This is a genomic window from Microbacterium sp. UBA7513, assembly GCF_002478345.1.
Lineage (GTDB): Bacteria > Actinomycetota > Actinomycetes > Actinomycetales > Microbacteriaceae > Microbacterium.
The window spans coordinates 76712-102410 of the sequence record NZ_DLNJ01000023.1 but is presented as its reverse complement, the minus strand read 5'-3'; the positions used below and the strand labels follow the sequence as shown (position 1 = coordinate 102410).

Below are 25699 nucleotides of genomic sequence, written 5' to 3'. Positions count from 1 at the left end.
CGTATTCGGCCGCCGGATGGAGCCAATCGCGCGATTCGAAGTCAGTCCCGGGGCTTCACGATCGGGATCGCACCGGTCTCCGCGGCGACCTTGCGGCGGTAGAGACGGCGCTGCTCCGGCAGCGAGACGTCGAACGTCACTGCGAGGATCCGGATCACGGCGGTCACGACGATGCCGATGACGGCTGCGAGGGGGATGGGCATCCCGACGGCGTTCGCGACGACGATGAACGTGCAGCCGGCGGCCGCAGCCACGGCATACAGGGAGCCGACGTGCATGATCGCCGTCGGCAGGCCCATCAGCATGTCGCGGAGCACGCTCCCGCCGACCGCGGCGCAGACTCCGATGAAGACCGCGGGAACCTCGGGGATGCCGAAGGCGAGGGCCTTGCTCGTGCCGAAAGCGCCGAACATCCCGATCACGACGGCGTCGAGCACCACGATCGCGGTGTTGAGCCGCGTGAAGAGTCCGGCCAGCAGCATGCCGAGCAGGGCCGCACCGGCTGCGGTGACCAGGTACCACTGGTTCTGCAGGGTGGCCGGTGTCTGTCCGAGCAGGATGTCGCGGATGAGACCGCCGCCCATGCCGATCATGATCCCGATGATCGCGACGCCCAGCCAGTCGAGCCGGCGCTGGCCCTGGAATCCGGCGGCGAACATCGCGCCCTGCACTCCGCCGAGGCCGACGCCGAGGAGGTCCGCCCACAGCGGAATGGTGAAGAGCGGTTCGGTCACGCGTCCATTGTCGCGCACGGAGGATAATCGAAGGGTGCCCACCTACCGAGACGAAGCGGTGATCCTGCGCACCCACAAGCTGGGTGAGGCGGATCGCATCGTCACGATGCTGTCCCGGCGGCACGGCAAGGTGCGCGCGGTCGCCAAGGGCGTGCGTCGCACCTCGTCGAAGTTCGGCTCCCGCCTCGAGCCGTTCATGGTCGCCGACGTGCAGCTCTACGAAGGCCGCTCGCTCGACATCGTGCAGCAGGCGGAGTCGCTCGGGGCCTACGGCACGGATATCGCCGCGCACTACGATCGGTTCACCGCCGCGAACGCCATGGTCGAGACCGCCGACCGCCTCAGCGACGCCGAGGCCACCCCGGAGCAGTACCTCCTGCTCGTCGGAGGGCTGCGGGCGCTGTCCCGCGGCGAGCACGCCCCGCGCAGCATCCTCGATTCGTACCTGCTGCGGGTCATGTCCCTCTCCGGGTGGGCGCCGTCCCTCGAGGACTGCGCGCGCTGCGGGGCTCCGGGGCCGCACTCCGTCTTCGTCGCGCAGCTGGGCGGACTCGTGTGTCACGCCGACGCGCCCGCCGGCAGCCCGCGGATCGCCGAGAAGACACTCACACTGCTGCGTGCGCTGATCCGTGGCGACTGGGACCTCATCGACGCGGCCCCGCACGCCGACGCCGCCGCCGCCTCGGGTCTCGTCGCGGCGTACGCCCAGTGGCACCTGGAGCGGGGCATCCGCTCGCTCGCGCACGTGTCGTCCACCCCCGGAGAAGGAGCACGGTGAGCCCGAAGCCCTACACGCACAAGGACGCCGTGCCGTACCGGCCGCTCGACTGGACCGGCGTGTACCCGCCCGCGTTCCCGGCCGTCCCGGAGCACGTCGCCATCGTCATGGACGGCAACGGCCGCTGGGCGAACCGCCGCGGCCTCAACCGTATCGAGGGCCACAAGGCCGGGGAGGAGGTGCTGCTCGACGTCGTCGCCGGCGCCATCCAGGCCGGCGTGAAGCACCTCTCCGTCTATGCGTTCTCCACCGAGAACTGGGCCCGGTCGCCCGAGGAGGTCCGCTTCCTCATGGGGTACAACCGCGATGTGCTGCACCGCCGTCGCGATCAGCTCAACGAGTGGGGTGTGCGCGTGCGGTGGGCGGGCCGCAAGCCGCGTCTGTGGGGGAGCGTCATCAAGGAGCTGCAGTACGCCGAGCAGCTCACCCGCGACAACGACGTGCTCACCCTCACCATGTGCGTCAACTACGGCGGCCGGGTCGAGCTCGTCGACGCGATGCGGGCCATCGCGGCCGATGTCGCGGCCGGGCGGGTGAAGCCGAACGCGATCAGCGAGAAGACGATCCGTCGTCACCTCTACGTCCCGGACATGCCGGACGTGGACCTGTTCCTGCGCAGCTCGGGGGAGCAGCGCACCTCCAACTTCCTGCTGTGGCAGTCGGCCTACGCCGAGATGGTGTTCCTCGACACCCTGTGGCCCGACTTCTCGCGCGAGGAGCTCTGGCGCGCGATCGGGGTCTACCTCTCCCGGGACCGGCGCTTCGGCGGCGCGGTGGACACCCCGACCTCGGCCTGAGCCCGCAGCCAGCGCTCCGTCTCGCGCGGATGCGTGAGTCGCACGATCGTGAGGTGGGGGAAGCGCTCCTGCACCGCGGGAAAACGTTCGGACCACTTGTGCAGCGTCGCCGTCTGCCAGGCCAGGATGCTCTCCTCCGGCGGGGCCCCCAGCATCCGCCAGATCGGCTTCTCGACGTTGCCGTTCCACATCCGGGTGCGGAGGATGCTGCGGCTGAGGGTGCGCCGGAGCAGACGCGACCGCACCACGCGGTACGGGTAGTCGAGCCAGAGCGCGAGCTGCGCTCTCGGGGTCAGGATCTCGTCGGTGCCCTTGCTCGTGTACTGCCACTCGGTCACCCAGCGCTCCTCCGCGGCGAAGGCGCGCACGTCGTCGAGGAACTCCGCCCGCGGGGTCCAGTCCGGCCCGTGGAACAGTCCGTCGATCTCCACGTGGCGGAGGTCCCAGAGAGCGGCGAGCCGGCGGGACAGGGTCGTCTTCCCCGAGCCGGTGACCCCCGCGACGAGCACCCGTGCGGGCCGGAAGGGCAGCGGATCGTCGGCGGAGAGCATCCGAGGATTCTACTGACGGAATACGTCGGACGCCCGAGCGGTTGTCCCCGGTGTGACTGAACCCATCTCCATCGACATCTGGTCCGACATCGCCTGCCCCTGGTGCTACATCGGCAAGCGCAACCTCGAGAAGGGTCTGGAAGCGGTCTCCGCCGACGAGGACGCTCCGCAGGTCACGGTCACCTTCCACTCGTTCGAGCTCTCCCCGGACACCCCGGTCGACTTCGACGGCGATGAGGTCGATTTCCTCTCCGGCCACAAGGGCATGCCGCGCACGCAGGTCGAGCAGATGCTCGCCAACGTCACGAACGTCGCCGCGAACGCGGGCCTGCAGTACCGGTTCGACCTGCTGCAGCACACGAACACGGTGAAGGCGCACGAGCTGCTGCACTTCGCGAAGGCCGAGGGCCGCCAGCACGAGATGGAGGAGCGGCTCATGTCCGCCTACTTCACCGAGGGCAAGCACGTCGGACGCATCGACGACCTCGTCGCCCTCGCCGCCGAGGTGGGCCTCGATGCCGATCGCGCCCGCGCCGCACTTGAGAGCGAGCAGTACCTCGCCGACGTCCGTCAGGACCAGGCGCAGGCTCGCGCCTACGGGATCCAGGGGGTGCCGTTCTTCGTGGTCGACGGCCAGTACGGCATCAGCGGCGCGCAGCCGCCGGCGGCGTTCGAGAACGTGATCCGCGACCTCTGGGCGCAGCGCAGCACGGCCGTCGAGGCCTGACCCGCACCGACAGACGACGGCGGGGACCCCGGGTCGGAGGTCCCCGCCGTTCTGCTGCCCGGGCTCAGAGGCGCTGCTGGCGCGGCCCGAGGGGGAGCGGCTCCATCGGCTGATCGTTCGCCGTCAGGTCGATGCCGAGGTCCCGCGCATAGACGACGCGCGTGGCGATCGTGACCTCCTCGCCGGCCTCCGTCAGCTCGAACACCCGGCCGCCCCGGAGGCGATTGCGCTCGGCGCCGGCCAGACCGTAGGCGCCGAAGCCGGTCCCCGGGGCATAGCCCAGCATCACGCCGTAGTAGTCGCCCATGTAATCGTTGACGTGGTCGTGCCCGACGAACACACCCTTCACGTCGCCGCGTTCGAGGATCGCGTTGAACATCCCCGAGTTGAACGGCCCGGGGCATTCGTCCTCGTTGCGTTCGCCGACGATGCCGTGGCGGGCCTTGCCGCGAGCGGCGTCGGCCGCCGTTCGGGTGTCCACACCGCCCCACCACATGAAGCGGTGCTCCCACAGCGCGATGTGGAGGAACATGAGGCCGGGTACCTTGCGCCCTCTGCGCTGCTCCAGCCGTTGCGACTGGTCGCGGTACCAGGCGACCTGGTCCATGCGCAGCCAGTCCCAGGCCGGGTAACCGGCGAAGTCCTGGCCGTCGATGGCGTCCGGCGCGTAGCGGCCCGAGTCCATCAGCCAGAGGGCGAACGCCTCCCGGTTCTTCTTGGCGGCGGAGCCGATCGTCACGATCGTGTTGCTCGTACCCGTCACGCCGCGGGTGTTCTCGGCGTTCACGTTGTACTCGTACGACCGGTAGATCTTCAGCATCCCGGCTTCGTCGACACCGGACTGCGGCAGCGAGTCCTCGTCGTGGTTGCCGTAGGTGACCGCCCACGGGATGCGACGGGACTCCATCGGCATGACGACGTTGTTGATGGCCTGCTTCACTGCCAGCCGCGTCTCGCAGCCGCCCGTGATCACGTCGCCGTTGATGACCACGAAGTCCGGCTTCTCCTGGTCGAGCACCTTCTCCATCAGCTCGACGGTGCGACGGTCGGTGAGCTCGTCGTCCTGCGTGTCATTGAACTGCACCACCGTGAAGGTGCCGTCCGCGCGGAAGCGCAGGCTCCGCGCCTGCCCGCCACCCGGCGACGCCGGGGCGATCGTCGCTGCGGCGGCTCCGGTGCCGAGGGGGAGGGCGGTACCGAGCGCACCGAGCGCTCCCGCGGTGAGGACAGTTCGCCGGCTGAGGGGCAGTCGGTCGGGCATGCGTGGTCTCCTTCGTCTTCGGCGCGTGTCGCCGCGGTGAGACTAGGGACGCCACATGTCGACGGGGAGACCGGAAGGTGAACGCGGGCGGCCGCGTACGGCGCCGGGACGCGGTGCGCGCGTGACGCAGAGGTGAACGATGCTCAGCGGGGGAGCGCGGCCTCGATCGCCTGGACGATCTCTGGGGCGTCGGGCTTCTGCTTCGGCCGGAAGCGGAGCACGTCGCCGTCCGGCAGCACGAGGAACTTCTCGAAGTTCCACTCGACGCGGCCGGCCTTGCCGCCCGCGTCCGGTGTCTCCTTGAGAGCCTTGTAGAGCTCGGCGGCGTTCTTGCCGTTGACCTTGATCTTGTCGTTCACCGGGAAGGAGACGCCGTACGTCGTGGAGCAAAACTCGAGGATCTCGTCGACCGACCCGGGCTCCTGGCCGAAGAACTGGTTGCAGGGGAAGCCGACCACGGTGAAGCCGCGGTCGCCGAACCGGCGCTGCAGCTCCTCCAGCTGCTCGTACTGCGGGGTAAGTCCGCACTTCGAGGCGACGTTCACCACGAGCACCACGTCGGCGCCGAGATCGTCCAGTGTCTTCTCCTGCCCCTGGGCGTCTGTGAAGGGGATGGAACGGAGCGCGCGATCGGTCATATGCACAGCTTAGGTCGCCGCATCCCCACCGGCTCCGGGTCTGGGAGAATGGACACGCCATGACTCTCGCCACCGCCCCCGCCCGCCCCCTCCGCATCGGCCCGATCGACCTCGACGTGCCGGTCGTCCTCGCGCCGATGGCCGGGATCACGAACACGGCCTTCCGACGCCTGTGCCGGGAGTACGGGGCCGGCCTCTATGTCAGCGAGATGATCACCTCGCGTGCGCTGGTCGAGCGCAACGAGACGACCATGCGACTGATCCGGCACCACGAGTCGGAGACACCGCGGTCCATCCAGCTCTACGGCGTCGATCCGAAGACCATCGCCGAGGCCGTCCGCATCATCGTCGCGGAAGACCACGCGGATCACATCGACCTCAACTTCGGCTGCCCGGTTCCGAAGGTGACGCGCAAGGGCGGCGGAGCGGCGCTGCCGTGGAAGTCGAAGCTCTTCTCGGACATCGTCGATCAGGCCGTCAAGGCCGCCGGCGACATCCCGTTGACGGTGAAGATGCGCAAGGGCATCGACCGCGACCACCTCACGTTCCTCGACGCCGGGCGGGCCGCCGAGGACGCTGGAGCCGCCGCCGTGGCTCTGCACGCCAGGACCGCGAGCGAGTTCTACTCCGGTCACGCCGACTGGAGCGCGATCGGCGAGCTCAAGCAGGCCGTGACCAGCATCCCCGTGCTCGGCAACGGCGACATCTGGTCGGCGGACGACGCCGTGCGGATGATGGCGGAGACCGATTGCGACGGCGTGGTCGTCGGCCGCGGGTGTCTGGGACGGCCGTGGCTGTTCGGGCAGCTCGCCCTCGCGTTCGGGGGAGAGGGCAAGACGGTCGACGCGACCCTGGGCTTCGTCGCCGATGCGTTCCGCCGTCACGCGGAGCTGCTCGTCGAGTTCTTCGAGGACGAGGACCGCGGCTGCCGCGACATCCGCAAGCACGTCTCCTGGTACTTCAAGGGCTATCCGGTGGGCGGAGACATCCGCACCGGCCTCGCGACGGCTTCGAGCCTGCAGGAGATCGACGACCTCCTCGGCCGGCTGGATCGCGCGGCGCCGTATCCGGGAGCGGACGCCGAAGGGCAGCGCGGACGCGCGGGACACCCGAAGAAGACCGCCCTTCCGGAGAAGTGGCTGGAGTCGCGCGAGCTCGCCTCGTCGGCGTCGGAGATGATGCGTGGAGCGGAGATCGAGAACAGTGGCGGATGACCCCCGGGTCGGCGCGCGCGCCGACGGCTACGACCCGCGCGACGCGGAGCGCTTCATCGCGGAGACCCATCGTTCCGAGCGAGACGACTTCGCCCGCGACCGCGCCCGGGTGCTGCACTCCGCGGCTCTGCGGCGGCTCGCCGCGAAGACGCAGGTGCTCAGCCCCGCCAGTACGGCCGACTTTGCCCGCAATCGCCTGACCCACTCGCTCGAGGTCGCGCAGGTCGGCCGAGAGCTCGCGGCCGCTCTCGGCGTCTCTGCGGACGTGGTGGACACCGCGTGCTTGAGCCACGATCTCGGCCACCCGCCGTTCGGCCACAACGGGGAGCGGGCCCTGAACGAGTGGGCCGAGGCCATCGGCGGCTTCGAGGGCAACGCCCAGTCGCTGCGCATCCTCACCCGGCTCGAGGCGAAGGTGCTCGACGCCGACGGCGCCTCCGTCGGCCTGAACCTCACGCGCGCGAGTCTCGACGCGACCTGCAAGTATCCGTGGACCGTCGACAGTCCCGTCCCCGACCCCGGGGGCCGGCTCAAGTTCGGCGTGTACCCGGAGGACGAGGCGGTGTTCCGTTGGATGCGGGAGGGAGCGCCAGGGCGGCTGCGCTGCATCGAGGCGGAGATCATGGATCTCTCCGACGACATCGCCTACTCGGTGCATGACTTCGAGGACGCGATCGTCAACGGGTACGTCGACGTCGCTCAGCTCGCCGACCCCGCGGCCCACGAAGCCCTGCTCAGTCGGATCCAGCAGTGGGTCGGCTACGACTTCACGCGTGACGAGCTCGCCGATGCCCTCTACCGGCTCGCCTCGCAGCCGATGTGGCTCGCGTCCTTCGACCGCTCCCGACAGGACCTCGCCCGGCTCAAGAACCTCACCAGCGACCTCATCGGCCGGTTCGCCCGCGCGGCTGTCTCGGCCACGCGCGAGGCCTTCGGAGGCACGCGCCTGGTCCGCTACAACGCGCACGTGATCGTGCCCCGCGTCGTCGAGGTCGAGATCGCGGTTCTCAAGGGGATCATGGGGCAGGCGATCGTCACGATCGATGCCAGGAAGGGTGTCTACAAGGAGCAGCGGAGGGTCCTCAAGCGGCTGGCCGACGCCCTGTGGTCGACGGACACCCTGTGGTCGGCCGGCGCCGACGTGCTGGAGCCCGCGTTCGCAGCCGACTTCGTCGCCGCCGAGGGCGACGCGGAGCGGGCGCGCGTGGTCGTGGACCAGATCGCGAGCCTGACCGATCAGAGTGCGATCGACTGGCACAACCGGCTGGTCGGCGAGATCGACCCGGCGGAGGTCGGCATCTGGACGCCGCGTCACGCGCGCCCCGGCGCGCGCACGCCTGTCGAGAGGCGGCCCGTCGCAGAAGGCGCCCGCTGATGCCCCGCATCCGGCAGGCCGACGTCGACGAGGTCAAAGCCCGCACCAACATCGCGGACATCGTGGGGGAGCGCGTCGCCCTCAAGTCCGCGGGGGTGGGGTCCCTCAAGGGACTGTGCCCGTTCCACGACGAGAAGAGCCCCAGCTTCCACGTGCGTCAGCAGGTCGGCTACTACCACTGCTTCGGCTGCGGGGAGTCGGGCGACGTGTACTCCTTCCTCCGCGCGATGGACCACGTGAGCTTCACGGAGGCGGTCGAGCGGCTCGCGGGCCGCATCGGCTACACCCTGCATTACGAGGACGGCGGCCCGGCGCCGGAGACCAGTGGTCGCAGCCGCCTGTACGCAGCGAACACGGCGGCCGCGGAGTTCTTCCGGTCCCAGCTGCTGTCGCCGGATGCGGAGGCGGCCCGCCGGTTCCTCGGGGAGCGCGGCTTCGACGCCGGGGCGGCTGCGCACTTCGGCGTCGGCTTCGCCCCTCGGGGATGGGACGGCATGCTCAAGGCGCTGACCGCCCAGGGCTTCACGCGCGAGGAGCTGAGCACCGCAGGACTCGTCTCCACGGGACAGCGCGGTGTGTACGACCGGTTCCGCGGCCGCCTCGTCTGGCCGATCCGCGACGTGTCGGGGCAGACGATCGGCTTCGGCGCCCGCAAGCTCTTCGACGACGACCAGGGCCCCAAGTACCTCAACACCCCCGAGACCCCGATCTACAAGAAGGCGCAGGTGCTCTACGGGCTCGACCTCGCCAAGCGGGACATCGCTCGCGGCGACCCCCGCCGGGTCGTGGTCGTCGAGGGCTACACCGACGTGATGGCCTGCCACCTCGCGGGCTTGACGACCGCGGTCGCGACCTGTGGCACGGCCTTCGGCGCCGAGCACATCAAGGTCCTCCGCCGGGTCATGGGCGACGACAACGCGTCCGGGGAGGTGGTGTTCACCTTCGACGGCGACGAGGCGGGGCAGAAGGCCGCCCTGCGCGCGTTCACCGAGGACGACAGGTTCAACGCGCAGACATTCGTCGCGGTCGCACCGGACGGCCTCGATCCGTGCGACCTCCGGCTGCAGCGCGGTGACGCGGCGGTGCGCGGTCTCATGGACGCGAAGCAGCCGATGTTCGAGTTCGCGATCGACCGCAAGCTCGCCGGATTCGACCTCGCCACGGTCGAGGGTCGGGTCGGCGCCCTCCGCGCCGCGGCCCCGATCGTCGCGGAGATCCGCGATCGCCTCCTGCGCCCCGGCTACGAGCGGGTGCTGGCACGCCGTCTCGGCATGGACCCGACCGAGGTGCACGGGGAGGTCGAGCGCGCCGCGCGCGGTGCGCAGGCCGCCGCTCCTCAGCCGCGTCGGGAGGCCTCGCCGCGGGTCGATCCCGCCACGGGCGGACCGGTCGTCGCGGCCGTGACGCTCGCCAGCCTGCCCCGTTCGCCCGACGTCGCCGTGGAGCGCGACGCGCTCATGGGCGCCCTCCAGTACGGTCATCAGATCGATGCCGCGTTGCTGACCCGCGCCCTGGCGGAGCCGTTCCGCACGCCCGGCCTCGATGCGGTGCGCGAGGCGGTCGCCGCGGCCCCCGACCGCAGCCGCGCCGGATGGGTGACGGACGCGGTGAACAGCGTGCGCGAGCCGTACCGCTCGCTCGCGGGCGAGCTGTTGATGACGCCGTTCCCGGCGCGGGATGAGGCCGGCGCGGTGGCGTCCGCGACGGATCTCGCCCGACGGCTGGTCGTGCGCCAGCTCGAGCACGAGAAGCAGGAGCTGCTGGGCGCGGTCCAGCGCGTCCCCGCGGACTCCGACGGCGGGCGCGCGCTGCGGGTGCGGCTGCGGGACATCGACGTGGAGCGCCAGCGGTTCTTCGCCGAGTCGTAACCGGAACGGTCCCGGACGAGACGGCAGGATGGAGATATGCCCCGTACGCCCGAATCCTCGAACGCGATCGAGTGCTCCGATCTGGTCATCGACCGGATCGGTCACGGCACGCCCAATCGCGCGGTCGACGGCGTGACGTTCTCCCTCGCCCCCGGCGGGCTCATCTGCGTCGCGGGACCGACCGGCTCGGGCAAGTCGACCCTCGTCGCCGCGCTTGCAGGTTCCACGGATCCCTCGGTGCGCGTCGTCGGCGGGCGGGCGCAGGTGTGCGGCATCGACATCCGTCGTCCGGGCCGCAAGCATCGCATCCTCACCTATCGCACCGGCTTCGTGCCGCAGGGCGCCGGGGCGGATCTGCCGCCGCAGCTGACGGTCAACGAGGTCATCGCCGAGCCGATCCTCATCCGGGAGAAGCGCGTCAACACCCGCGCGCTCTCCATCCGGGTGGCGACGCTCCTGGATGAGCTCCACCTGCCGCTCGGGACCGCGGCGAAGTTCCCCTACGAGCTCAGCGCGGGCATGCGCCAGCGGGTCGCGATCGCCCGTTCCTTCGTGCTGGAGCCGCGGGTGCTCATCGCCGACGAGATTCTCGCGAACCTCGATCTGGAGGTGCGACCGGTCGTCTTCGACGCCATCACCCGGCGCCGCAAGGAGGAGGGGATGGCGGCTCTCCTCGTCACCAACGACGCGGACTTCATCCGGGAGCTGAACGCCGAGACGCTCATGCTGCGCGGGGGCCACGTCGTCGCGCGTGGCGTCGGCAAGGACCTGCTCTGGGTGCCGAACGCGGAGTCGGATTCCCGCCGCTGAGCGCGACACGCCCGAGGGTCACGGAAGGCGACCCGGTGTCACGAACAGCGTCCCGAGTTTGCTAAGCTTGACGAGTTGCCCGCACCGCGGTGCACATTCCTCGGTAGCTCAATTGGCAGAGCAGCCGGCTGTTAACCGGCAGGTTCTTGGTTCGAGTCCAAGCCGGGGAGCCAACGAGAGAAGCCCCCTCCACGGAGGGGGCTTCTCTCGTTCCCGGACCGCTCGTCTGCGCCCCGGGACACAAGAAGAGCCCCTCCACGCGGAGGGGCTCTTCCTGTCGGGGAGGACGGTTCAGCCGACGCCCTCCATGGCGCTCGTCTCGGTGTTGCCGATCCGGGCGATGACGTCAGGGCGACGACGGGCGAGGTAGGCGTACCGGGCGAGCGCGAGAGCGACGGTCACGAGGAACACGTACGGGATCACGTTGTAGGGGAAGGAAGGAACGGGCCACACGTTCGCGAAGAAGACGTACGCCATCGTCACGACCGCGACCGTGGCGCACACCTTCACGAGGCCGTTCCGCATCTTCGCCCGCTGCGTGTAGACCACGCAGGCGATGGCGACGAGGGCGTAGGCGACCATGTAGCCGTAGGTGCCCCAGGTGTTGACCCAGACCAGGATGTCGCCCGTCGCCGCTCCCGCCACCAGCAACACGATGTCGACCGTGATCGCCGCGGCGCCGGCGAGGATGAGCACGCGGTGCGGCGTGAGGTGCTGCTCGTGCGTGCGGCCGAAGCGCTCCGCGACGACGCCTTCCTTGCCCATCACGTAGACGATGCGGCCGATCACGTTGAGCGGGGCGACGACGACCGCGAAGAACGACGCCGAGACGCCGAACGTGAGCACGGCCGCGAACCAGCCCGGCATGCCGATGAGGGCGGACATGCTCTCCAGCGGGCTCGCGGCGGTGGCGAGGTCGTCGCCGAGGACCGCGATCTGCGTGTAGGCGGCGAAGACGTAGAGGACGCCCACGCCGAGGGCGCTCCACATGATGGCGCGGGGGATCGCCTTGTACGGCTCCTTGGCCTCGCGGCCGAGGGCGTCTGCAGAGGAGAAGCCGACGAAGCCCAGGATGCCCAGGACCATGCCGGACGCGATGCCCTGGAACGACGAGCCGGTCGCGAGCACCTGCGCGGGGTCCCAGGCCGAGGGGCCCGCCCACGCGAGCGCCGCGATGAGCAGCACGAGGATGATGCCCACGGAGAGCAGCTCGAGGACGAGCGAGACCCGGGCGGAGAGCCGGATCCCGCGGATGGTGAACAGCGTCGCCATCCCACCGAGCACGATCGCCAGGCCGATGTCCCACCCGAGCCCCTGGGCGGGCAGGCCGAGCATGCTCAGGAACTGTCCCATGTAGCTGACCGAGCCGCTGAGGGAGGCTGCTGCGATGCCGAAGCAGCCGATCAGCAGTGTCACGCCGGCGAGGAAGGCGCCGAACGGGCCGAGGCCCTTCGACACATAGGTGTACAGCGAGCCCGCGGAGGCGTGCTTGCGGGCGAACACCACCACGCAGTAGCCGACGCACAGGATCACGATGATGGCCAGTGCGAAGGCGTAGATGGTGCCGTTCCCGGCGCCGAGGAAGATGGCGGCGGCCGTGAAGGCGATGACGGCGCTGGGAGCGATGTTGGCGATGGCCTGGGCGGCGAGCTCGGGTCCGCTCATGACGCCGGTGCGGAGACCGGCATCCTGCGGGGCGCCAGGCGGGGCGACGACGGTGTCTGACATAGTTCTCCTGGTTTCGGGTTTCAGAGATGGGCCGCGCGCGGCGGTCAGGGGATGAGGAGGGTGCGCAGTGCCGAGCCGCCGTCGAGGTCGTCCAGGGCGGCGGCGGCCTCGGAGAGCGGGCGGCGACCGGAGATCAGCGGGTCGATCTTGAGCTGTCCGTCCATGTAGCGGTCCACGAGCGCGGGGACGTCGATCGACGGTCGCACCGAGCCGTAGTTCGAGCCGAGGATGCGCTGGTCGGCCTCGGCGAGGACGAGCGGCTCGAACGAGGCACGTGCTCCCGTGGGTGGCAGCCCGACGATGACGGCGGCGCCACCGAGCCCGAGAATCTGGATGGACTGCTCGGTCGTGGAGGTGCGGCCGATCGCGTCGAAGGCGTAGTCGACGCCGTCCGGGATGAGCTCGCGCAGCTGGGCCACGGCATCGCCCTGGGAGGCGTCGATGCGGTCTGTGGCCCCGAACTGCAGGGCCATCTGCGTCTTCTCCGGCCGCACGTCGATCGCGACGATGCGCTCGGCGCCAGCGAGTCGGGCGCCCTGGACGACGTTGAGCCCCACGCCGCCGCAGCCGATGACGGCGACGGTCGACCCCGGTTCCACGGCGGCGGTGTTCAGGACGGCGCCGACGCCGGTCGCGACCGCGCAGCCGACGACGGCGATGACGTCGAGGGGTGCGTCGTCACGGACCTTCACTGCTCCGGACGCGGGGACGACGACCTCCTCCGCGAAGGACGAGACACCCAGGTAGTGGTGCAGCTGCTCGCCGTCGCGGCTCAGCCGGGACGTGCCGTCGAAGAGCACGCCGAGGGGAGCGACCACGGTCGCGACCTTCTGACAGCGGGCCTCGTGACCGGCGCGGCAGTAGCGGCACTCGCCGCACGGCGGCACCCAGCTCAGCACGACGTGGTCGCCGACGGCGAGGGTGGTGACGCCTTCGCCGAGTTCGGTGACGACACCGGAGCCCTCGTGGCCCATGACCAGGGGAGCGGCGGCATCCCACTCGCCGCGCTTGACGTGCAGGTCGGAGTGGCAGACGCCGGCGGCGGCGATGCGCACGCGCACCTCACCGGCGCGGGGCGGGGCGAGGTCGACGTCGACGAACTCGATGGGCGACTGGGGGTCGCGGAAGACAACAGCTTTCATGACATCCTTCGGGAAGTGGGGATGCGCACGATGCTAGGAGAGAGCGGAAGGCCTCGGCATCCGACAGAAGAGTGAATCGAATGGCCGTCCTTCGACAATCTGTATGATCGGAGGGTGGCTCGTGACGTCGCCTCCGTGGCCCGCTATCTCCGCGCGGAGCTGCTGCCCGGCGCCGTTCCCGGTGCGCGGCCCGTCAACGCGGTCCTTCCCCTCGACGATTTCGGTCCGCCGGTGGATCCGCTCCATGCGACGCTCGTCGTGGCCGAGGAGGCCGCGCTCCTCGGCGTCGACGGCGACCGCCGGGCCGCGCTGCGGGAGACCGTGGTGGTCACCAGCGCCGACAGCCCCCGTCTTCGCGAAACCCTGCGGGACGCGGAGATCACGGCCATCGTCGGGGTCCCCCTGCCGCCGCCGCTGCTCGTCCCGATGCTGACCTCGCTCCTTGCCGTCGATCAGGCGGCGGAGGCTCGCGCCATCACCTCGGCGATGCGGGTGCTCACCCTGGCGGCGCGACGCAGCGGCATCACCGGCGTCATCGCGGAACTGGCGCACCGCATCGACGGGTGGGCGGTACTCCTGGATCGGCACGGCGACGTCATCACCACGGCCGGTGCCGGGAGCCTGCACATCGACGATGCGATCGCCGTCGCCGTCGGCCGCCCGGTGCGGGTGCGGCATCGTGCCCTGCAGGTGCACCCGGTCGGTCCTGGCCAGGACATCACCGCGCAGCTCGTGACCGCTCCGCGCAACGACAGCTCCGGCCGCGGTAGGGAACTGAGCTCGCAGGCCGCGGCGCTGCTCGATCTCCTGATGCGCACCCGCGACAGCAGCCAGCTGGAGCGCCTGGGCCGCTCGATGATGTTCGAGACCGTGCGCGAGGGAGGGGAGGAGGCCACTCGCCTGCTCCGCCGCTGGGGCGTGCACGAGCGCGTGCTGGTGGGGTTCGCCCTCGCCTCCCGTACCAGCGGTGTCGATGTCGAGCATCTGCTCGGCCTCTGGCTCGACGAGCTGGGCGCGGAGCACGTCTTCACGTCGCAGCGGGGAATCGTCCAGGGCGTCGTGCGCGAGGACCATGCCGACCAGATCGCGCATCGCGCCAGGACCTTCGCGTCGACCCTCTATCTCGGCCTCGGCCGACCGGCAAGCACCGATGCTCTCGCGCGCAGCATCGACGAGGCGCGGCACGCCTGCGAAGCCGCGCGCACCGGGGGTGAACGCGTGGTCCGCTACGAGGCCATCCCGACGGTGTCGTTCGTGCTCGGGGCCCTGGATACGGATCAGACCACGCGCCTCGCGCGTCTGCTCGACCCGCTGCGCGCGGCCGAGCGGCCGGCCGAGCTCCTCGACACGCTCCGGGTGTTCCTCGCGAGCAACGGGGCGTGGAGCGAGAGCGCGGCGCGGCTGCGCATCCACCGCCAGACGCTGACGACCCGCGTCCGACGGATAGAGGACCTCACGGGTCTCTCGCTGTCCGATCCGGACGATCGCGTCGCGGCGTGGCTCGCCCTCCGCGCCGCTGACGGCTGAGCCGTGGCACGGACGACGAAGGGCCCCGCCTCGCGGCGGAGCCCTTCGTGAAGACGCGGTCTGATCAGCGCGCGGCGCCCTTGAGCGATCCCTCGACCTGTCCGGCCGGGTCGATGATGATGCACTGGATCACGCGGTCGTTGGCCTGCTCCCACGAGTCCTTGCTGGGGGTGAGCGTGGTCACGTCCAGGGCGGATTCCTGGTAGGAGACGCCGACGAAGGACGTGTACGCGTCGCCGATGCAGCCTTCGGAGGCGGCGCTGATGGCATCCTCCGAGTAGTCGCCGTCGTCCATCTTGATCTCGTAGAAGACCTCTTCGTCGTGGGGCTCGGAGCACGGCACGACGTTCGCGTCGGTGAGCATCCCGGAGCCGGTCTCGAGCATGCAGTCGCCGAGCTTCACCGAGAAGACGTCGATGTTCGCGCTCTCGGTGACCTGGCCGGTCTCCTCGTCGCGGTCGGCGTCGGCGCGACCGCCGCCGAGGATGCTGTTGATCGCGCTGCAGCCGGTGAGGGCGAGCGAGACGGCGACGGCCGAACCGGTGAGCACGAGTGCGCGACGGGTGCGCGACTTCATCATGGATTTCCCCTTCAGAGCGTGACGCGGGGCATGCTGAATATCCCCGCCGCGAACACGCTATAGTGCCCGGAGTCTATGACGCAACTTGAAGGATGCTGTGCGTGGGCTGAATGCGATCAGCCCTCGAGGTCGTCCACGCCGGGGAGCCAGCTGGCCCCCGGACGCCCCCAGCCGCGCTTGCGCGCGATCTTCTGCGTCGTTTTCCAGTCGGAGTCCGAGAGGCGGTCGATGTAGAGCACGCCGTCCAGATGATCGAACTCGTGCTGCATGATCCGAGCGCGCCACCCGTCCACCTCCAGCGCGACCGGGTCACCGTCCAGGTCCGTCGCGGTCACCCGCACCCGGTCGGACCGACGCAGCGGGAACCGCTCGCCGGGGAACGACAGGCAGCCCTCGGACTCCAGCTCGGGGTCGGGCGCGCCCGGCTCCATCGGCGTCATCCACAGTTCGGGATTGATGAGCACACCGCGCCACGGCTGGTCGTCGTCGTCGACATAGGAGTACGTGTAGATCCGCAGCGGCACCCCCACCTGGGGAGCGGCGAGGCCGACGCCGGGTGCCGCGTCCATGGTCTCGAACATGTCGGCGACGAGGGCGCGGATCTCGTCGGTGATCGCCTCGACGGGGGAGGCGGGGGAGTGCAGGACGGGATCGCCCATGATGCGAATCGGAAGGACAGCCACGTCACAACCCTAGTCGGCGGCACTCTCCGGGTAGGGTCGTACTGTGAGCGCAGGGGTGTGGATGGGGACGGTCGAGGACGTCGGCGACCAGTTGGTCGGCGCGTTCCAGAACCCCGGCCTGCTCCTGGGAATCCCTCTGGCTCTCGCCGGTGCGGTGTTCATGTCGCTCGGCGCGCAGTACCAGCATCGGGGCGTGGAGAAGGTCGAGCGGCTCAGCGGCTCCGACGGCGCCGCCGGCCTCAGCTTCGATCAGCTCAAGCGCCTGTTCACCCGCCCGTCCTGGGTGATCGGGACGCTCATGCTGGGCCTCGCGATCGTCTGCCAGCTCGCCGCCCTCGTCAAGGCGCCCCTCATCGTGGTGCAGCCGCTCGGCGCCATCGCGCTGGTCATCACGACGCTGCTCAACGCCCGCATCTCAGGCCACGCCCCCTCGCGGCAGTCGCTCACCGCGATCATCGCCTGTGTCGGCGGCATCTTCCTGTTCGTGTTCTTCGCCGCGATCTACGCCACGGAGAAGGAGGTCACGGACCGCGAGCTGTTCGTCATCCTCGCGATCCTGCTCGTCGTGATCATCGTGCTCGGGGCGTGCTGGCTCATCCTCCGGCACCGGATGCGGGCGCTGTTCTACATCATCGGCGCCGGCATCCTCTACGGTTTCGTCGCCACCCTCGCGAAGGTCATCATCAAGCGCATCGAGGCGGGCCAGTTCGAGTGGATCACCGCGGTCTGCCTGCTCGCGTTGCTCTCGGCGGGTGCCGTCGGCGCGTACTTCGTGCAGACCGCCTACAGCTCCGGTCCGCCGGACCTCGTCATCGCCGGTCTGACGGTGGTCGACCCCATGGTGGCCGTGCTCATCGGCATGCTCGTGCTCGGTGAGGCCGCGGCGGCTCCGTGGTGGGTCTTCATCATCTTCGGCGTCGCCGGCAGCATCGCCGTCTGGGGCGTCGTCGGGCTCGCGCGATTCCACCCGCAGGTGCTCAGCGAGAGCCAGGAGCTCGGCATCACCCGGGGAAGCGATCCCGCCACCCCGCCGGCTGCTCCGGCATCGGGCGCGCCGGAGCAGCCTGACCCGCGTGAGACACGCGGCCCGGACGCTCAGTAGGCCTGGTCGATGAGGTCGGGGGAGACCTCGGACGCCGCTGCCTCGTCGACGAAGAACACCGTCCGCTTCCGGCCCTTCGCCCCGGCGGCCGGAACGCTCGTGTAGCTGGCGCCGGCGAGAGCGAGGCCGAGCGCCGATGCCTTGTCGGCACCCGTCAGAACCAGCCACACCCGCTTAGATGCGTTGAGCACGGGACGCGTCAGGGTCACGCGCTCGGGCGGGGGCTTGGGGGAGTCCCGCACGGGGAGTGCCGCCGCATCGGTCACGGTGACCTCTTCCCGGTCCGGGAAGAGCGACGCGATGTGGCCGTCGGGGCCGACGCCGAGGAAGCACACGGCGAAAGAGGGCCACGGGTGGTCCTCGGTGCCGAAGCGGGCGAGCTCGGCGGCGTATGCGGCGGCGGCCTCATCGAGGTCGAGACCGCTGTCCGAGGCAGCGACCTCGTGCACGTTCTCCGCGGGGACGTCGAGGTGGTCGAGCAGTGCCTCCCGGGACTGGAGGGCGTTGCGGTCCGGGTCGTTCCGCGGCACATATCGCTCGTCGCCCCACCAGAAGTGGACGAGGGACCAGTCGATCTCGGCGGATCGCGGGTTCTCCCGGACGGCGCGCAGGACCGCACCGCCCATCGACCCGCCCGTGAGGGCGACGTGAGCCAGACGGCCGTTGCGTGTCCGCGCGCGGACACGGGTGAGGAAGCGATCGGCGACCCGGAGGGCGAGGGCGGCGGGGGTGGCCTCGACCACGACCCGCTTCTCTGCGGACGATCCCGGCATCGAGGTCACTCTCCTGTCTCGGGCGGACCGAGCTTCTCCCAGCCCTCCGTGATCACTCGACCGTACAGGACGTCGGGGTCGAGCCTGCGCAGCTCCTCCGCGAGGCACTCGCGCAGCGTCCGCCGCGGCAGGTGAAGGTCGTGGTCGGGCTGGTTCGGCTGGGTGAGCACGGCGACGCCGGGCGACGGGCGCTCGAGGAGGATGTCGCCGGACTCCCGGGTGAGGCGCACCGACTTGATGCCCTCCTGCCAGTGCTCCGGGTCCTCGTACGACCACCGCACCGGGACGTCCAGGGCCATCTGCAGCCAGGCGGCGAGCAGCGCCGTGGAGGGCGAGGCACTCCCGCCACGGACCTCGACGGCGGTGATGGTCTCGTACGGCGGCTGGTCCAGCACCGCGGCGAGCTGCTCGCGCCAGTGCGTGAGGCGCGTCCAGGCGAGGTCGGTGTCGCCGGGGGCGTGCGTGCGCCCGAGGAGGGCGAGCCGGTCGCGGACGTCCGGAGACGTGGCGGCGTCGGTGATCCGGCGCTGGGCGATGCGGCCGAGCGGCGAGGTCGCGGGAGAGGTGGGGGCCTCGTCCGGCCACCACGCCACCACCGGGGCGTCCGGGAGGAGCAGCCCGGTGAGCAGGCTCTCCTCGTTGCTCGCGGCGGCGCCGTGCGCGTGCAGCACGACGACCTCGCTGGCCCCGGCGTCTCCTCCCACGCGGATCTGCGCGTCGAGGCGGGACTCACCGTCGCCGGTCGTCAGCACGATCACGCGCATCGGGTGCTCGCGCGACGCATCGTTCGCCGCGTCGATCGCGGCCTCCGCGACGCCCTTGCGGGCGGCGATGACCAGGGTGAGGACACGGCCGAGGGCGACGGCGCCGCCCTCCTCGCGCACCTTGACGAGCTGCTTGGCGACCTGGCTGACGGTCGTGTCGGGAAGGTCGATGATCACGGGCGTCTCCAGACTCGTCCGTCGCGGGCCAGCAGGTCGTCGGCCGAGGCCGGTCCCCACGAGCCGGGCGCGTACTGCTCCACCGGACCGCCCTGGGCGGCCCAGTACTTCTCCACCGGGTCGAGGATCTTCCAGGAGAGCTCGACCTCCTCGTGCCGCGGGAACAGCGGCGGATCGCCCAGGAGGACGTCGAGGATCAGACGCTCGTACGCCTCCGGGCTCGCCTCCGTGAACGCGTGGCCGTAGCCGAAGTCCATCGTCACGTCGCGGACGTTCGTGCCGTTGCCCGGCACCTTCGAGCCGAAGCGGATCGTCACGCCCTCGTCGGGCTGGACGCGGATCACCAGGGCGTTCTGCCCGAGCTCCGAGGCGTTGCCGCGGCCGAACAGGTGCTGCGGCGCGCGGTTGAACACCACGGCGATCTCCGTCACCCGACGGCCGAGGCGCTTGCCCGTCCGCAGGTAGAACGGCACGCCGGCCCAGCGTCGGGTGTCGATCTCCAGCTTGATGGCCGCGTAGGTCTCCGTCGTCGACTCGGGGTTCATCCCCTCCTCGTCGAGGAAGCCGGTGACCTTCTCGCCGCCCTGCCAGCCTCCGGCGTACTGCCCGCGCGCGGTGGCGAGGGAGAGATCCTCCGGCACGTGCACCGCGGCGAGGACCTTCTCCTTCTCGGCCCGCAGATGCTCGGCGGAGAGGCTGATGGGCTCCTCCATCGCCGTGAGCGCGAGGAGCTGGAGCAGGTGGTTCTGGATGACGTCGCGGGCGGCGCCGATCCCGTCGTAGTACCCCGCACGACCGCCGACGCCGATGTCCTCGGCCATCGTGATCTGCACGTGATCGACGTAGTTGCGGTTCCAGATCGGCTCGTACAGCTCGTTGGCGAAGCGCAGCGCGAGGATGTTCTGCACCGTCTCCTTGCCGAGGTAGTGGTCGATGCGGAAGATCGAGTCGGCGGGGAACGCCACCTCGAGGGCCGCGTTGAGAGCGCGCGCCGACTCGAGGTCGTGCCCGAACGGCTTCTCGATGACGACGCGCCGCCAGCGCTCGTCGTCGTCCGCGTCCTCGCCCACGAGCCCCGATTCCTTGAGCTGCTTCGCGACGAGCGGGAAGTCCTTAGGCGGGATCGAGAGGTAATAGGCGTGGTTGCCCATGGTGCCGCGTTCCACGTCGAGCTTCTCGACGGTCTCCCGCAGCTTGCGGAAGGAGTCGGGGTTGTCGAACTCGCCGGAGACGAACCGGATGCCCTGGAGCAGCTGCGTCCAGGTCTCCTCGCGGAACGGCGTGCGGGCATGCTGCTTCACGGCGTCGTAGACGACCTGGGCGAAGTCCTGGTCCTCCCAGTCGCGGCGGGCGAAGCCCACGAGCGCGAAGCCCGGGGGCAGGAGCCCCCGGTTCGCGAGATCGTAGACCGCCGGCATGAGCTTCTTGCGGGACAGATCACCCGTCACGCCGAAGATCACGAGGGCGCTGGGCCCCGCGATCCTGTTGAGACGACGATCGTCGGGGTCGCGCAGCGGGTTGTGCCCGCGCGAGATGGGTACAGACATCGGTGGGGGCTCTCCTGCGGTTACTTCTGTGCGGCTTCGAAGAGGGCGAGCACGTCGTCCGAGGACTCGGTGATCGTCAGCGAGACGACGGGTCGTCCGTGCTCCGCGAGCACGCCCGCGTCGCCGGCCGCCTGCGCCTGGATGAGCTGTCCGAACGTGAACGGCCGGTCGGGGATCTCGAGGTCCACGTCCGTGCGCTCCAGGATCTGCAGGAACACGCCCTGAGCGGGGCCGCCCTTGTGGTACTGACCCGTGGAGTGCAGGAAGCGCGGTCCCCAGCCGAACGTGGTCGGGCGCCCGGAGTCGGCGGCGACGAGCTCGCGCAGGCCCTGGAGCTGCGGCACCTCGAGGCGGTTGACGTACGCCTGGATCGACACGTAGCCGTCGGCGGGGAGCTGGGCCCAGAGGGCGTCCAGCACGCCTTCGACGGTGCCAGACACGGCGAGGGCGGGGTCGGAGACCCGGACCTCGACGCCGTTCTCGACGAATGCGGGAGCTGTCGGCTCCGGTCGGGCGTCGAGCAGGCCCCGGGCGGCGACCTTGGCCGACTCGACGTCGGGCTGGTCGAACGGGTTGATGCCGAGGAGGTGCCCGGCGATGGCCGTCGCGTACTCCCAGACGATGAACTGCGCGCCGAGTGTGCCGCTGACGAGGATCTCGCCCTCGTGCCGCTCGTGCAGGTGGAACTCGTTGGCGTCGTCGACGAGACGCACGATCTGGAGGTCGGCGGGGACCGGGTCGAGCTCCGGCGAGACCGGGAGCAGGACGACCGGGAGGATGCCCGTGCCCTCCTTGCCTGTGGACTCGGCGATCAGCTGCTCGATCCAGTCCGGCAGCCCCTTGATGTGCGTGCCGTCGGTGATCAGACCCAGCTTGTCGCGGCGGGGGCTGGTGGCGGCGATCGCGGCCCCGAGACGGAGTGCGGGGTTGTCGGCGGAGTCCACGGCCACCTCGAGCAGCGAGGCCTCGGCCTCGTCCAGGAGCTCGTCGATGTCGACGCCGGAGAGTCCCGACGGGACGAGGCCGAAGGCGGTCAGTGCCGAGTAGCGGCCGCCCACGTTCGGGTCGGCGTTGAAGACCCGGTAGCCGGCCTCGCGTGCGGAGGCGTCGAGCGGCGAACCGGGATCGGTGACCACGACGATCCGCTCGGTGGGGTCGATGCCGAGGTCGCGGAAGGCGGCCTCGAAGGTGCGGCGCTGCGAGTCGGTCTCGACCGTGGAGCCCGACTTCGAGGACACGACGAGGACCGTCTCGGCGAGACCCTCGTCGAGCGCGGCGAGCACCTGTCCCGGGGCGGTGGAGTCGAGGATCGTGAGCGGGACGCCGGACGTCTGCGCGATGACCTCGGGAGCGAGCGACGAGCCGCCCATTCCGGCCAGCACCACGCGCGTGACGCCCTTCGCTGCGAACTCCTCGCGCAGCGCGACGATCTCGGCGACCAGCGGGCGGGAGACCGAGACGGCCTCGACCCAGCCGAGGCGGACCGACGCCTCGGCCTCGGCGGCCGGACCCCAGAGCGTAGCGTCGCCGCCGGTGATGCGGGAGGCGACGAGGTCGTGGACCAGGGCGGGCACGGTCTCCTCGATGGCGACGCGCGCCGCGCCCGATGCGTGGATGGCGAAGGTCATCGCTGGGCCTCCAGAGCCTCGGTGACCTGTGCGAGCAGATCGTGCCAGGAGTCGATGAACTTCGCGACCCCCTCCTCCTCGAGCACCTCGGTCACGGCGTCGAAGTCGACGCCCACCTCGGCGAGCCCGGCGAAGACCTCGCGGGCCTCCTCGTAGCCGCCGGTGATGGTGTCTCCCGTGACGACGGCGTGGTCGAACGTCGCCTCGAGGGTCTTCTCCGGCATCGTGTTGACGACGCCGTCGGCGACCAGTTCCGTCACGTACAGCGTGTCGGGGAGGTTCGGGTCCTTGACGCCGGTCGAGGCCCACAGCGGGCGCTGGACGTTGGCGCCGGCGGTGAGGAGATCCTGCGCGCGCTTCTCGGCGAACGTCTTCTCGAAGAGCTCGTAGGCGAGTCGGGCGTTTGCGAGCCCCGCCTTGCTCTTCAGCGCGGCGGCGGCGTCCGTTCCGATCGCGGTCAGGCGCTTGTCCGTCTCGGTGTCGACCCGGGAGACGAAGAACGAGGCCACGGAGTGGATGGTGGACAGATCGATGCCCGCGTCCTTGGCCCGCTCGAGGCCCGTGAGGTACGCCTCGATGACCTCGGCGTAGCGCTCCAGGCTGAAGATGAGGGTCACGTTGACGCTGATGCCGTTCGCGATCGCCTCGGTGATGGCTGGGAGGCCGGCCTTGGTCGCCGGGATCTTCACGAGGAGGTTGGGCCGGTCGATCCGGTCCCACAGCTCCTTGGCCTGCGCCACGGTGCCGTCGGTGTCGTGGGCGAGGTCGGGGGAGACCTCGATCGAGACGCGACCGTCGACGTGGCCGGACTCCTCCCACACCGGGCGGAAGACGTCGAGCGCGGCACGGACGTCCTGGGTCGTCGCGGCGAACACCGCGTCCTCGGCCGAGGCTCCGGACGCGGCGAGCTCGGTGACCTGCGCGTCGTAGGACGTGTCGTTCTTATCCGTGATCGCGTTCGCGAAGATGGTCGGGTTGGTGGTGACGCCCACGACGTTGCGCGTCGCGATCAGCTCGGCGAGGTTGCCGGAGGAGATGCGGGTGCGCGAGAGGTCGTCGAGCCAGATGCTGACGCCGGCGGCGGCGAGCTGGGCGGTGGGGGTGCTCATGCGTTCTCCTTGATGGTCTCGCGGGCGGCCGCGACGACGGCCTCGGTGGTGATGCCGAACTTCTCGAAGAGGGTCTTGTAGTCGGCGGAGGCGCCGAAGTGGTCGATGCCGACCGATCGTCCGCGGTCGCCGACGATGCCGCGCCACGTGAGCACGGAACCGGCCTCGACCGAGACGCGGGCGGTGACGGACGCTGGCAGCACGCTCTCGCGGTAGGCCTCGTCCTGCTCCGCGAACCACTCCAGCGAGGGGGCGGAGACGACGCGGGCGTTCACGCCCTCGCCGGCGAGCACCTCGCGGGCGTTCACCGCGAGCTGCACCTCGGAGCCGGTCGCCACGATGATGACGTCCGGCGTGCCGTTCGGCGCCTCGGCGAGGACGTAGGCGCCCTTGGCGGCCTGGGCGGCGGAGGCGAAGGTGTCGCCCGAGGCCTCGCCCTCGCCGCGCGGGAACACCGGGATGTTCTGGCGGGTCAGTGCGATGCCGGCCGGGCCCTCGTGGCGCCGGAGGATCTCGAGCCACACGGCGGCCGTCTCGTTGGCGTCCGCGGGACGGACGACGGCCAGGTTCGGGATCGCGCGCAGCGTCGCGAGCTGCTCGATCGGCTGGTGCGTCGGGCCGTCCTCGCCGAGGGCGACGGAGTCGTGCGTCCAGACGAAGACGCTCGGCACATTCATCAGCGCGGCCAGGCGCACGGCCGGACGCATGTAGTCGCTGAAGATGAGGAACGTGCCCCCGAAGGCGCGCGTGGGCCCGTGCAGCACGATGCCGTTGACGATCGCACCCATGGCGTGCTCACGGATGCCGAAGTGCAGCACCCGGCCGTACGGGGTGCCCGACCACTCGTGGGTCGACCACTCAGCCGGGATGAACGACGGCGCGTCCTTGATCGTCGTGAGGTTCGACTCGGCGAGGTCGGCGGAGCCGCCCCAGAGCTCGGGGAGCTGCGCGGCCAGCGCGTTGATGACCTGGCCGGACGCGGCGCGGGTCGAGACGTCCTTGCCGGCCTCGAAGACGGGGAGTGCGTCGGCGATGTCGGCGGGGAGCTCGTGGGCCTCGACGCGGTCGAGCAGGGCCTTGCGCTCGGGGTTGGCGGCCGCCCAGGCATCGAACGACTCCTGCCAGGCGGCGCGGGCCTCGGCGGCGCGCTCCGCGAGGCCGCGCGTGCGCTCCAGCACCTCGTCGGCGACGACGAAGGTCTGCTCCGGGTCGAACCCGAGGACCTTCTTGGTGGCGGCGAGCTCGTCGGCTCCGAGCGCCGATCCGTGGATCTTCCCGGTGTTCTGCTTGCCGGGAGCAGGCCAGCCGATGGTGGTCTTGAGGATGATGAGCGACGGCTTGTCGGTCTCGCCCTTGGCCGCCTCGATCGCGGCGTGGAGCTCGGCGACATCCTCCACGTACTCGCCGGTCTTCTTCCAATCCACCGTCTGCACGTGCCAGCCGTAGGCCTCGTACCGAGCCGCGACGTCCTCGGTGAAGGCGACGTTCGTGTCGTCCTCGATGGAGATCTGGTTGGAGTCGTAGATCGCGATGAGGTTGCCGAGCTGCTGGTGGCCGGCGAGCGAGGAGGCCTCGCTGGTGACGCCCTCCTGCAGATCGCCGTCGCCCGCGATCACGTAGACGAAGTGGTCGAACGGGCTCGTGCCCGCTGCGGCCTCGGGGTCGAAGAGGCCGCGCTCGTACCGGGCGGCGTACGCGAAGCCGACTGCCGAGGCGAGGCCCTGGCCCAGTGGGCCCGTGGTGATCTCGACGCCCTTGGTGTGGCCGTACTCGGGGTGACCGGGGGTCTTCGACCCCCAGGTGCGGAGCGCCTTGAGGTCGTCGAGCTCGAGCCCGAACCCGCCCAGGTAGAGCTGCACGTACTGCGTCAGCGACGAGTGGCCGACGGACAGGATGAAGCGGTCGCGGCCGAGCCAGTCGGTGTCGGTCGGGTCATGCCGCAGCACCCGCTGGTAGAGCAGATAGGCGGCGGGAGCCAGACTCATCGCCGTGCCGGGATGACCGTTGCCGACCTTCTCGACCGCATCGGCCGCCAGGATCCGGGCGGTGTCCACCGCGCGTCGATCGATCTCGTCCCACTGCAATTCCGACACGTTCATGCCCTTTCCGACAGTTTCGAGGGCGCCGGTATTCCCTGGCGCATCCGCAACTTCCCTGGCGCATCCCGCATCGTCCGGGAGACGGGC

General features: G+C 70.4%; 23 protein-coding genes and 1 tRNA gene. 10 read left to right on the top strand and 14 right to left on the bottom strand.

Going from position 1 to position 25699, the window contains the following annotated elements:
• Positions 1-41 precede the first annotated feature (41 nt).
• A complete protein-coding gene (locus B2W79_RS13710; protein WP_071329503.1) occupies positions 42-734 on the bottom strand; it encodes a trimeric intracellular cation channel family protein in 693 nt (230 codons plus the stop codon).
• A gap of 34 nt (positions 735-768) precedes the next feature.
• Between B2W79_RS13710 and recO the strand changes: the two genes are divergently transcribed.
• The gene (recO, locus tag B2W79_RS13705; protein ID WP_292790257.1) at positions 769-1512 is read left to right on the top strand and encodes a DNA repair protein RecO; all 744 of its coding nucleotides are present in this window, start codon (positions 769-771) and stop codon (positions 1510-1512) included.
• Complete coding sequence (locus B2W79_RS13700) at positions 1509-2309, top strand: isoprenyl transferase (RefSeq protein WP_071329502.1); 801 nt, start codon at positions 1509-1511, stop codon at positions 2307-2309. Before recO ends, B2W79_RS13700 begins: the two co-directional genes overlap by 4 nt.
• Here B2W79_RS13700 and B2W79_RS13695 read toward each other — a convergent pair.
• Positions 2252-2860: an AAA family ATPase gene (locus tag B2W79_RS13695; RefSeq protein ID WP_292790251.1), complete on the bottom strand. Its 609-nt coding sequence runs from the start codon at positions 2858-2860 to the stop codon at positions 2252-2254. The two genes, B2W79_RS13700 and B2W79_RS13695, sit on opposite strands and share 58 nt — an antisense overlap.
• A gap of 52 nt (positions 2861-2912) precedes the next feature.
• Between B2W79_RS13695 and B2W79_RS13690 the strand changes: the two genes are divergently transcribed.
• Positions 2913-3587, top strand: coding sequence for a DsbA family oxidoreductase (locus B2W79_RS13690; protein ID WP_292790249.1), 675 nt, complete (start codon positions 2913-2915; stop codon positions 3585-3587).
• Between the two features lie 64 nt (positions 3588-3651).
• Here the strand turns inward: B2W79_RS13690 and B2W79_RS13685 are convergent, their stop codons facing one another.
• A complete protein-coding gene (locus B2W79_RS13685) occupies positions 3652-4848 on the bottom strand; it encodes a metallophosphoesterase family protein (protein ID WP_071329499.1) in 1197 nt (398 codons plus the stop codon).
• Between the two features lie 143 nt (positions 4849-4991).
• Positions 4992-5486, bottom strand: coding sequence for a glutathione peroxidase (locus B2W79_RS13680; RefSeq protein ID WP_071329498.1), 495 nt, complete (start codon positions 5484-5486; stop codon positions 4992-4994).
• A 59-nt stretch (positions 5487-5545) separates the two neighbouring features.
• Here B2W79_RS13680 and dusB point away from each other — a divergent pair, with 59 nt between their 5' ends.
• From dusB to B2W79_RS13655, 5 genes are all read left to right on the top strand, one after another.
• Entirely contained in the window at positions 5546-6700 is a 1155-nt protein-coding gene (gene dusB / locus B2W79_RS13675; protein WP_071329497.1) for a tRNA dihydrouridine synthase DusB, read from the top strand.
• Complete coding sequence (locus tag B2W79_RS13670; protein ID WP_292790247.1) at positions 6690-8075, top strand: deoxyguanosinetriphosphate triphosphohydrolase; 1386 nt, start codon at positions 6690-6692, stop codon at positions 8073-8075. The genes dusB and B2W79_RS13670 overlap by 11 nt, the downstream gene beginning before the upstream one ends.
• Positions 8075-9943: a DNA primase gene (gene dnaG / locus B2W79_RS13665; RefSeq protein ID WP_071329495.1), complete on the top strand. Its 1869-nt coding sequence runs from the start codon at positions 8075-8077 to the stop codon at positions 9941-9943. Before B2W79_RS13670 ends, dnaG begins: the two co-directional genes overlap by 1 nt.
• Positions 9944-9979: 36 nt before the next feature.
• Entirely contained in the window at positions 9980-10753 is a 774-nt protein-coding gene (locus B2W79_RS13660; RefSeq protein WP_025103667.1) for an ATP-binding cassette domain-containing protein, read from the top strand.
• Positions 10754-10850: 97 nt separating this feature from the next.
• A tRNA-Asn gene (locus B2W79_RS13655) sits at positions 10851-10926 on the top strand.
• Between the two features lie 118 nt (positions 10927-11044).
• Here B2W79_RS13655 and B2W79_RS13650 read toward each other — a convergent pair.
• Complete coding sequence (locus B2W79_RS13650) at positions 11045-12481, bottom strand: APC family permease (protein ID WP_292790244.1); 1437 nt, start codon at positions 12479-12481, stop codon at positions 11045-11047.
• Between the two features lie 44 nt (positions 12482-12525).
• Complete coding sequence (locus B2W79_RS13645) at positions 12526-13623, bottom strand: Zn-dependent alcohol dehydrogenase (RefSeq protein ID WP_292790242.1); 1098 nt, start codon at positions 13621-13623, stop codon at positions 12526-12528.
• Positions 13624-13737: 114 nt separating this feature from the next.
• Here B2W79_RS13645 and B2W79_RS13640 point away from each other — a divergent pair, with 114 nt between their 5' ends.
• On the top strand, positions 13738-15150 hold the full coding sequence (locus B2W79_RS13640; RefSeq protein WP_292790240.1) for a PucR family transcriptional regulator: 1413 nt from the start codon (positions 13738-13740) through the stop codon (positions 15148-15150).
• Positions 15151-15214: 64 nt separating this feature from the next.
• Here the strand turns inward: B2W79_RS13640 and B2W79_RS13635 are convergent, their stop codons facing one another.
• Both B2W79_RS13635 and def read right to left on the bottom strand, forming a co-directional pair.
• Positions 15215-15730, bottom strand: a complete 516-nt coding sequence (locus tag B2W79_RS13635; protein WP_071329492.1) for a hypothetical protein — start codon at positions 15728-15730, stop codon at positions 15215-15217.
• A gap of 116 nt (positions 15731-15846) precedes the next feature.
• Complete coding sequence (gene def / locus B2W79_RS13630) at positions 15847-16413, bottom strand: peptide deformylase (RefSeq protein WP_083391788.1); 567 nt, start codon at positions 16411-16413, stop codon at positions 15847-15849.
• Between the two features lie 61 nt (positions 16414-16474).
• Between def and B2W79_RS13625 the strand changes: the two genes are divergently transcribed.
• Positions 16475-17515, top strand: coding sequence for a DMT family transporter (locus B2W79_RS13625; protein WP_292790313.1), 1041 nt, complete (start codon positions 16475-16477; stop codon positions 17513-17515).
• On the opposite strand, the gene pgl is transcribed toward B2W79_RS13625, so the two are convergent.
• From pgl to tkt, 6 genes are read right to left on the bottom strand one after another with little or no spacing between them, the layout of a single operon-like run.
• The gene (pgl, locus tag B2W79_RS13620; RefSeq protein WP_071329609.1) at positions 17509-18288 is read right to left on the bottom strand and encodes a 6-phosphogluconolactonase; all 780 of its coding nucleotides are present in this window, start codon (positions 18286-18288) and stop codon (positions 17509-17511) included. The two genes, B2W79_RS13625 and pgl, sit on opposite strands and share 7 nt — an antisense overlap.
• 5 nt (positions 18289-18293) lie before the next feature.
• A complete protein-coding gene (locus B2W79_RS13615) occupies positions 18294-19229 on the bottom strand; it encodes a glucose-6-phosphate dehydrogenase assembly protein OpcA (RefSeq protein ID WP_060921903.1) in 936 nt (311 codons plus the stop codon).
• A complete protein-coding gene (gene zwf / locus B2W79_RS13610) occupies positions 19226-20776 on the bottom strand; it encodes a glucose-6-phosphate dehydrogenase (protein WP_071329489.1) in 1551 nt (516 codons plus the stop codon). The genes B2W79_RS13615 and zwf overlap by 4 nt, the downstream gene beginning before the upstream one ends.
• 20 nt (positions 20777-20796) lie before the next feature.
• Positions 20797-22404 (bottom strand): glucose-6-phosphate isomerase, encoded by a 1608-nt coding sequence (locus tag B2W79_RS13605; protein WP_292790236.1) that lies wholly within the window; start codon positions 22402-22404, stop codon positions 20797-20799.
• Positions 22401-23513, bottom strand: coding sequence for a transaldolase (gene tal / locus B2W79_RS13600; protein WP_292790234.1), 1113 nt, complete (start codon positions 23511-23513; stop codon positions 22401-22403). The genes B2W79_RS13605 and tal overlap by 4 nt, the downstream gene beginning before the upstream one ends.
• Positions 23510-25606: a transketolase gene (gene tkt / locus B2W79_RS13595; RefSeq protein ID WP_292790311.1), complete on the bottom strand. Its 2097-nt coding sequence runs from the start codon at positions 25604-25606 to the stop codon at positions 23510-23512. Before tkt ends, tal begins: the two co-directional genes overlap by 4 nt.
• Positions 25607-25699: the final 93 nt, after the last annotated feature.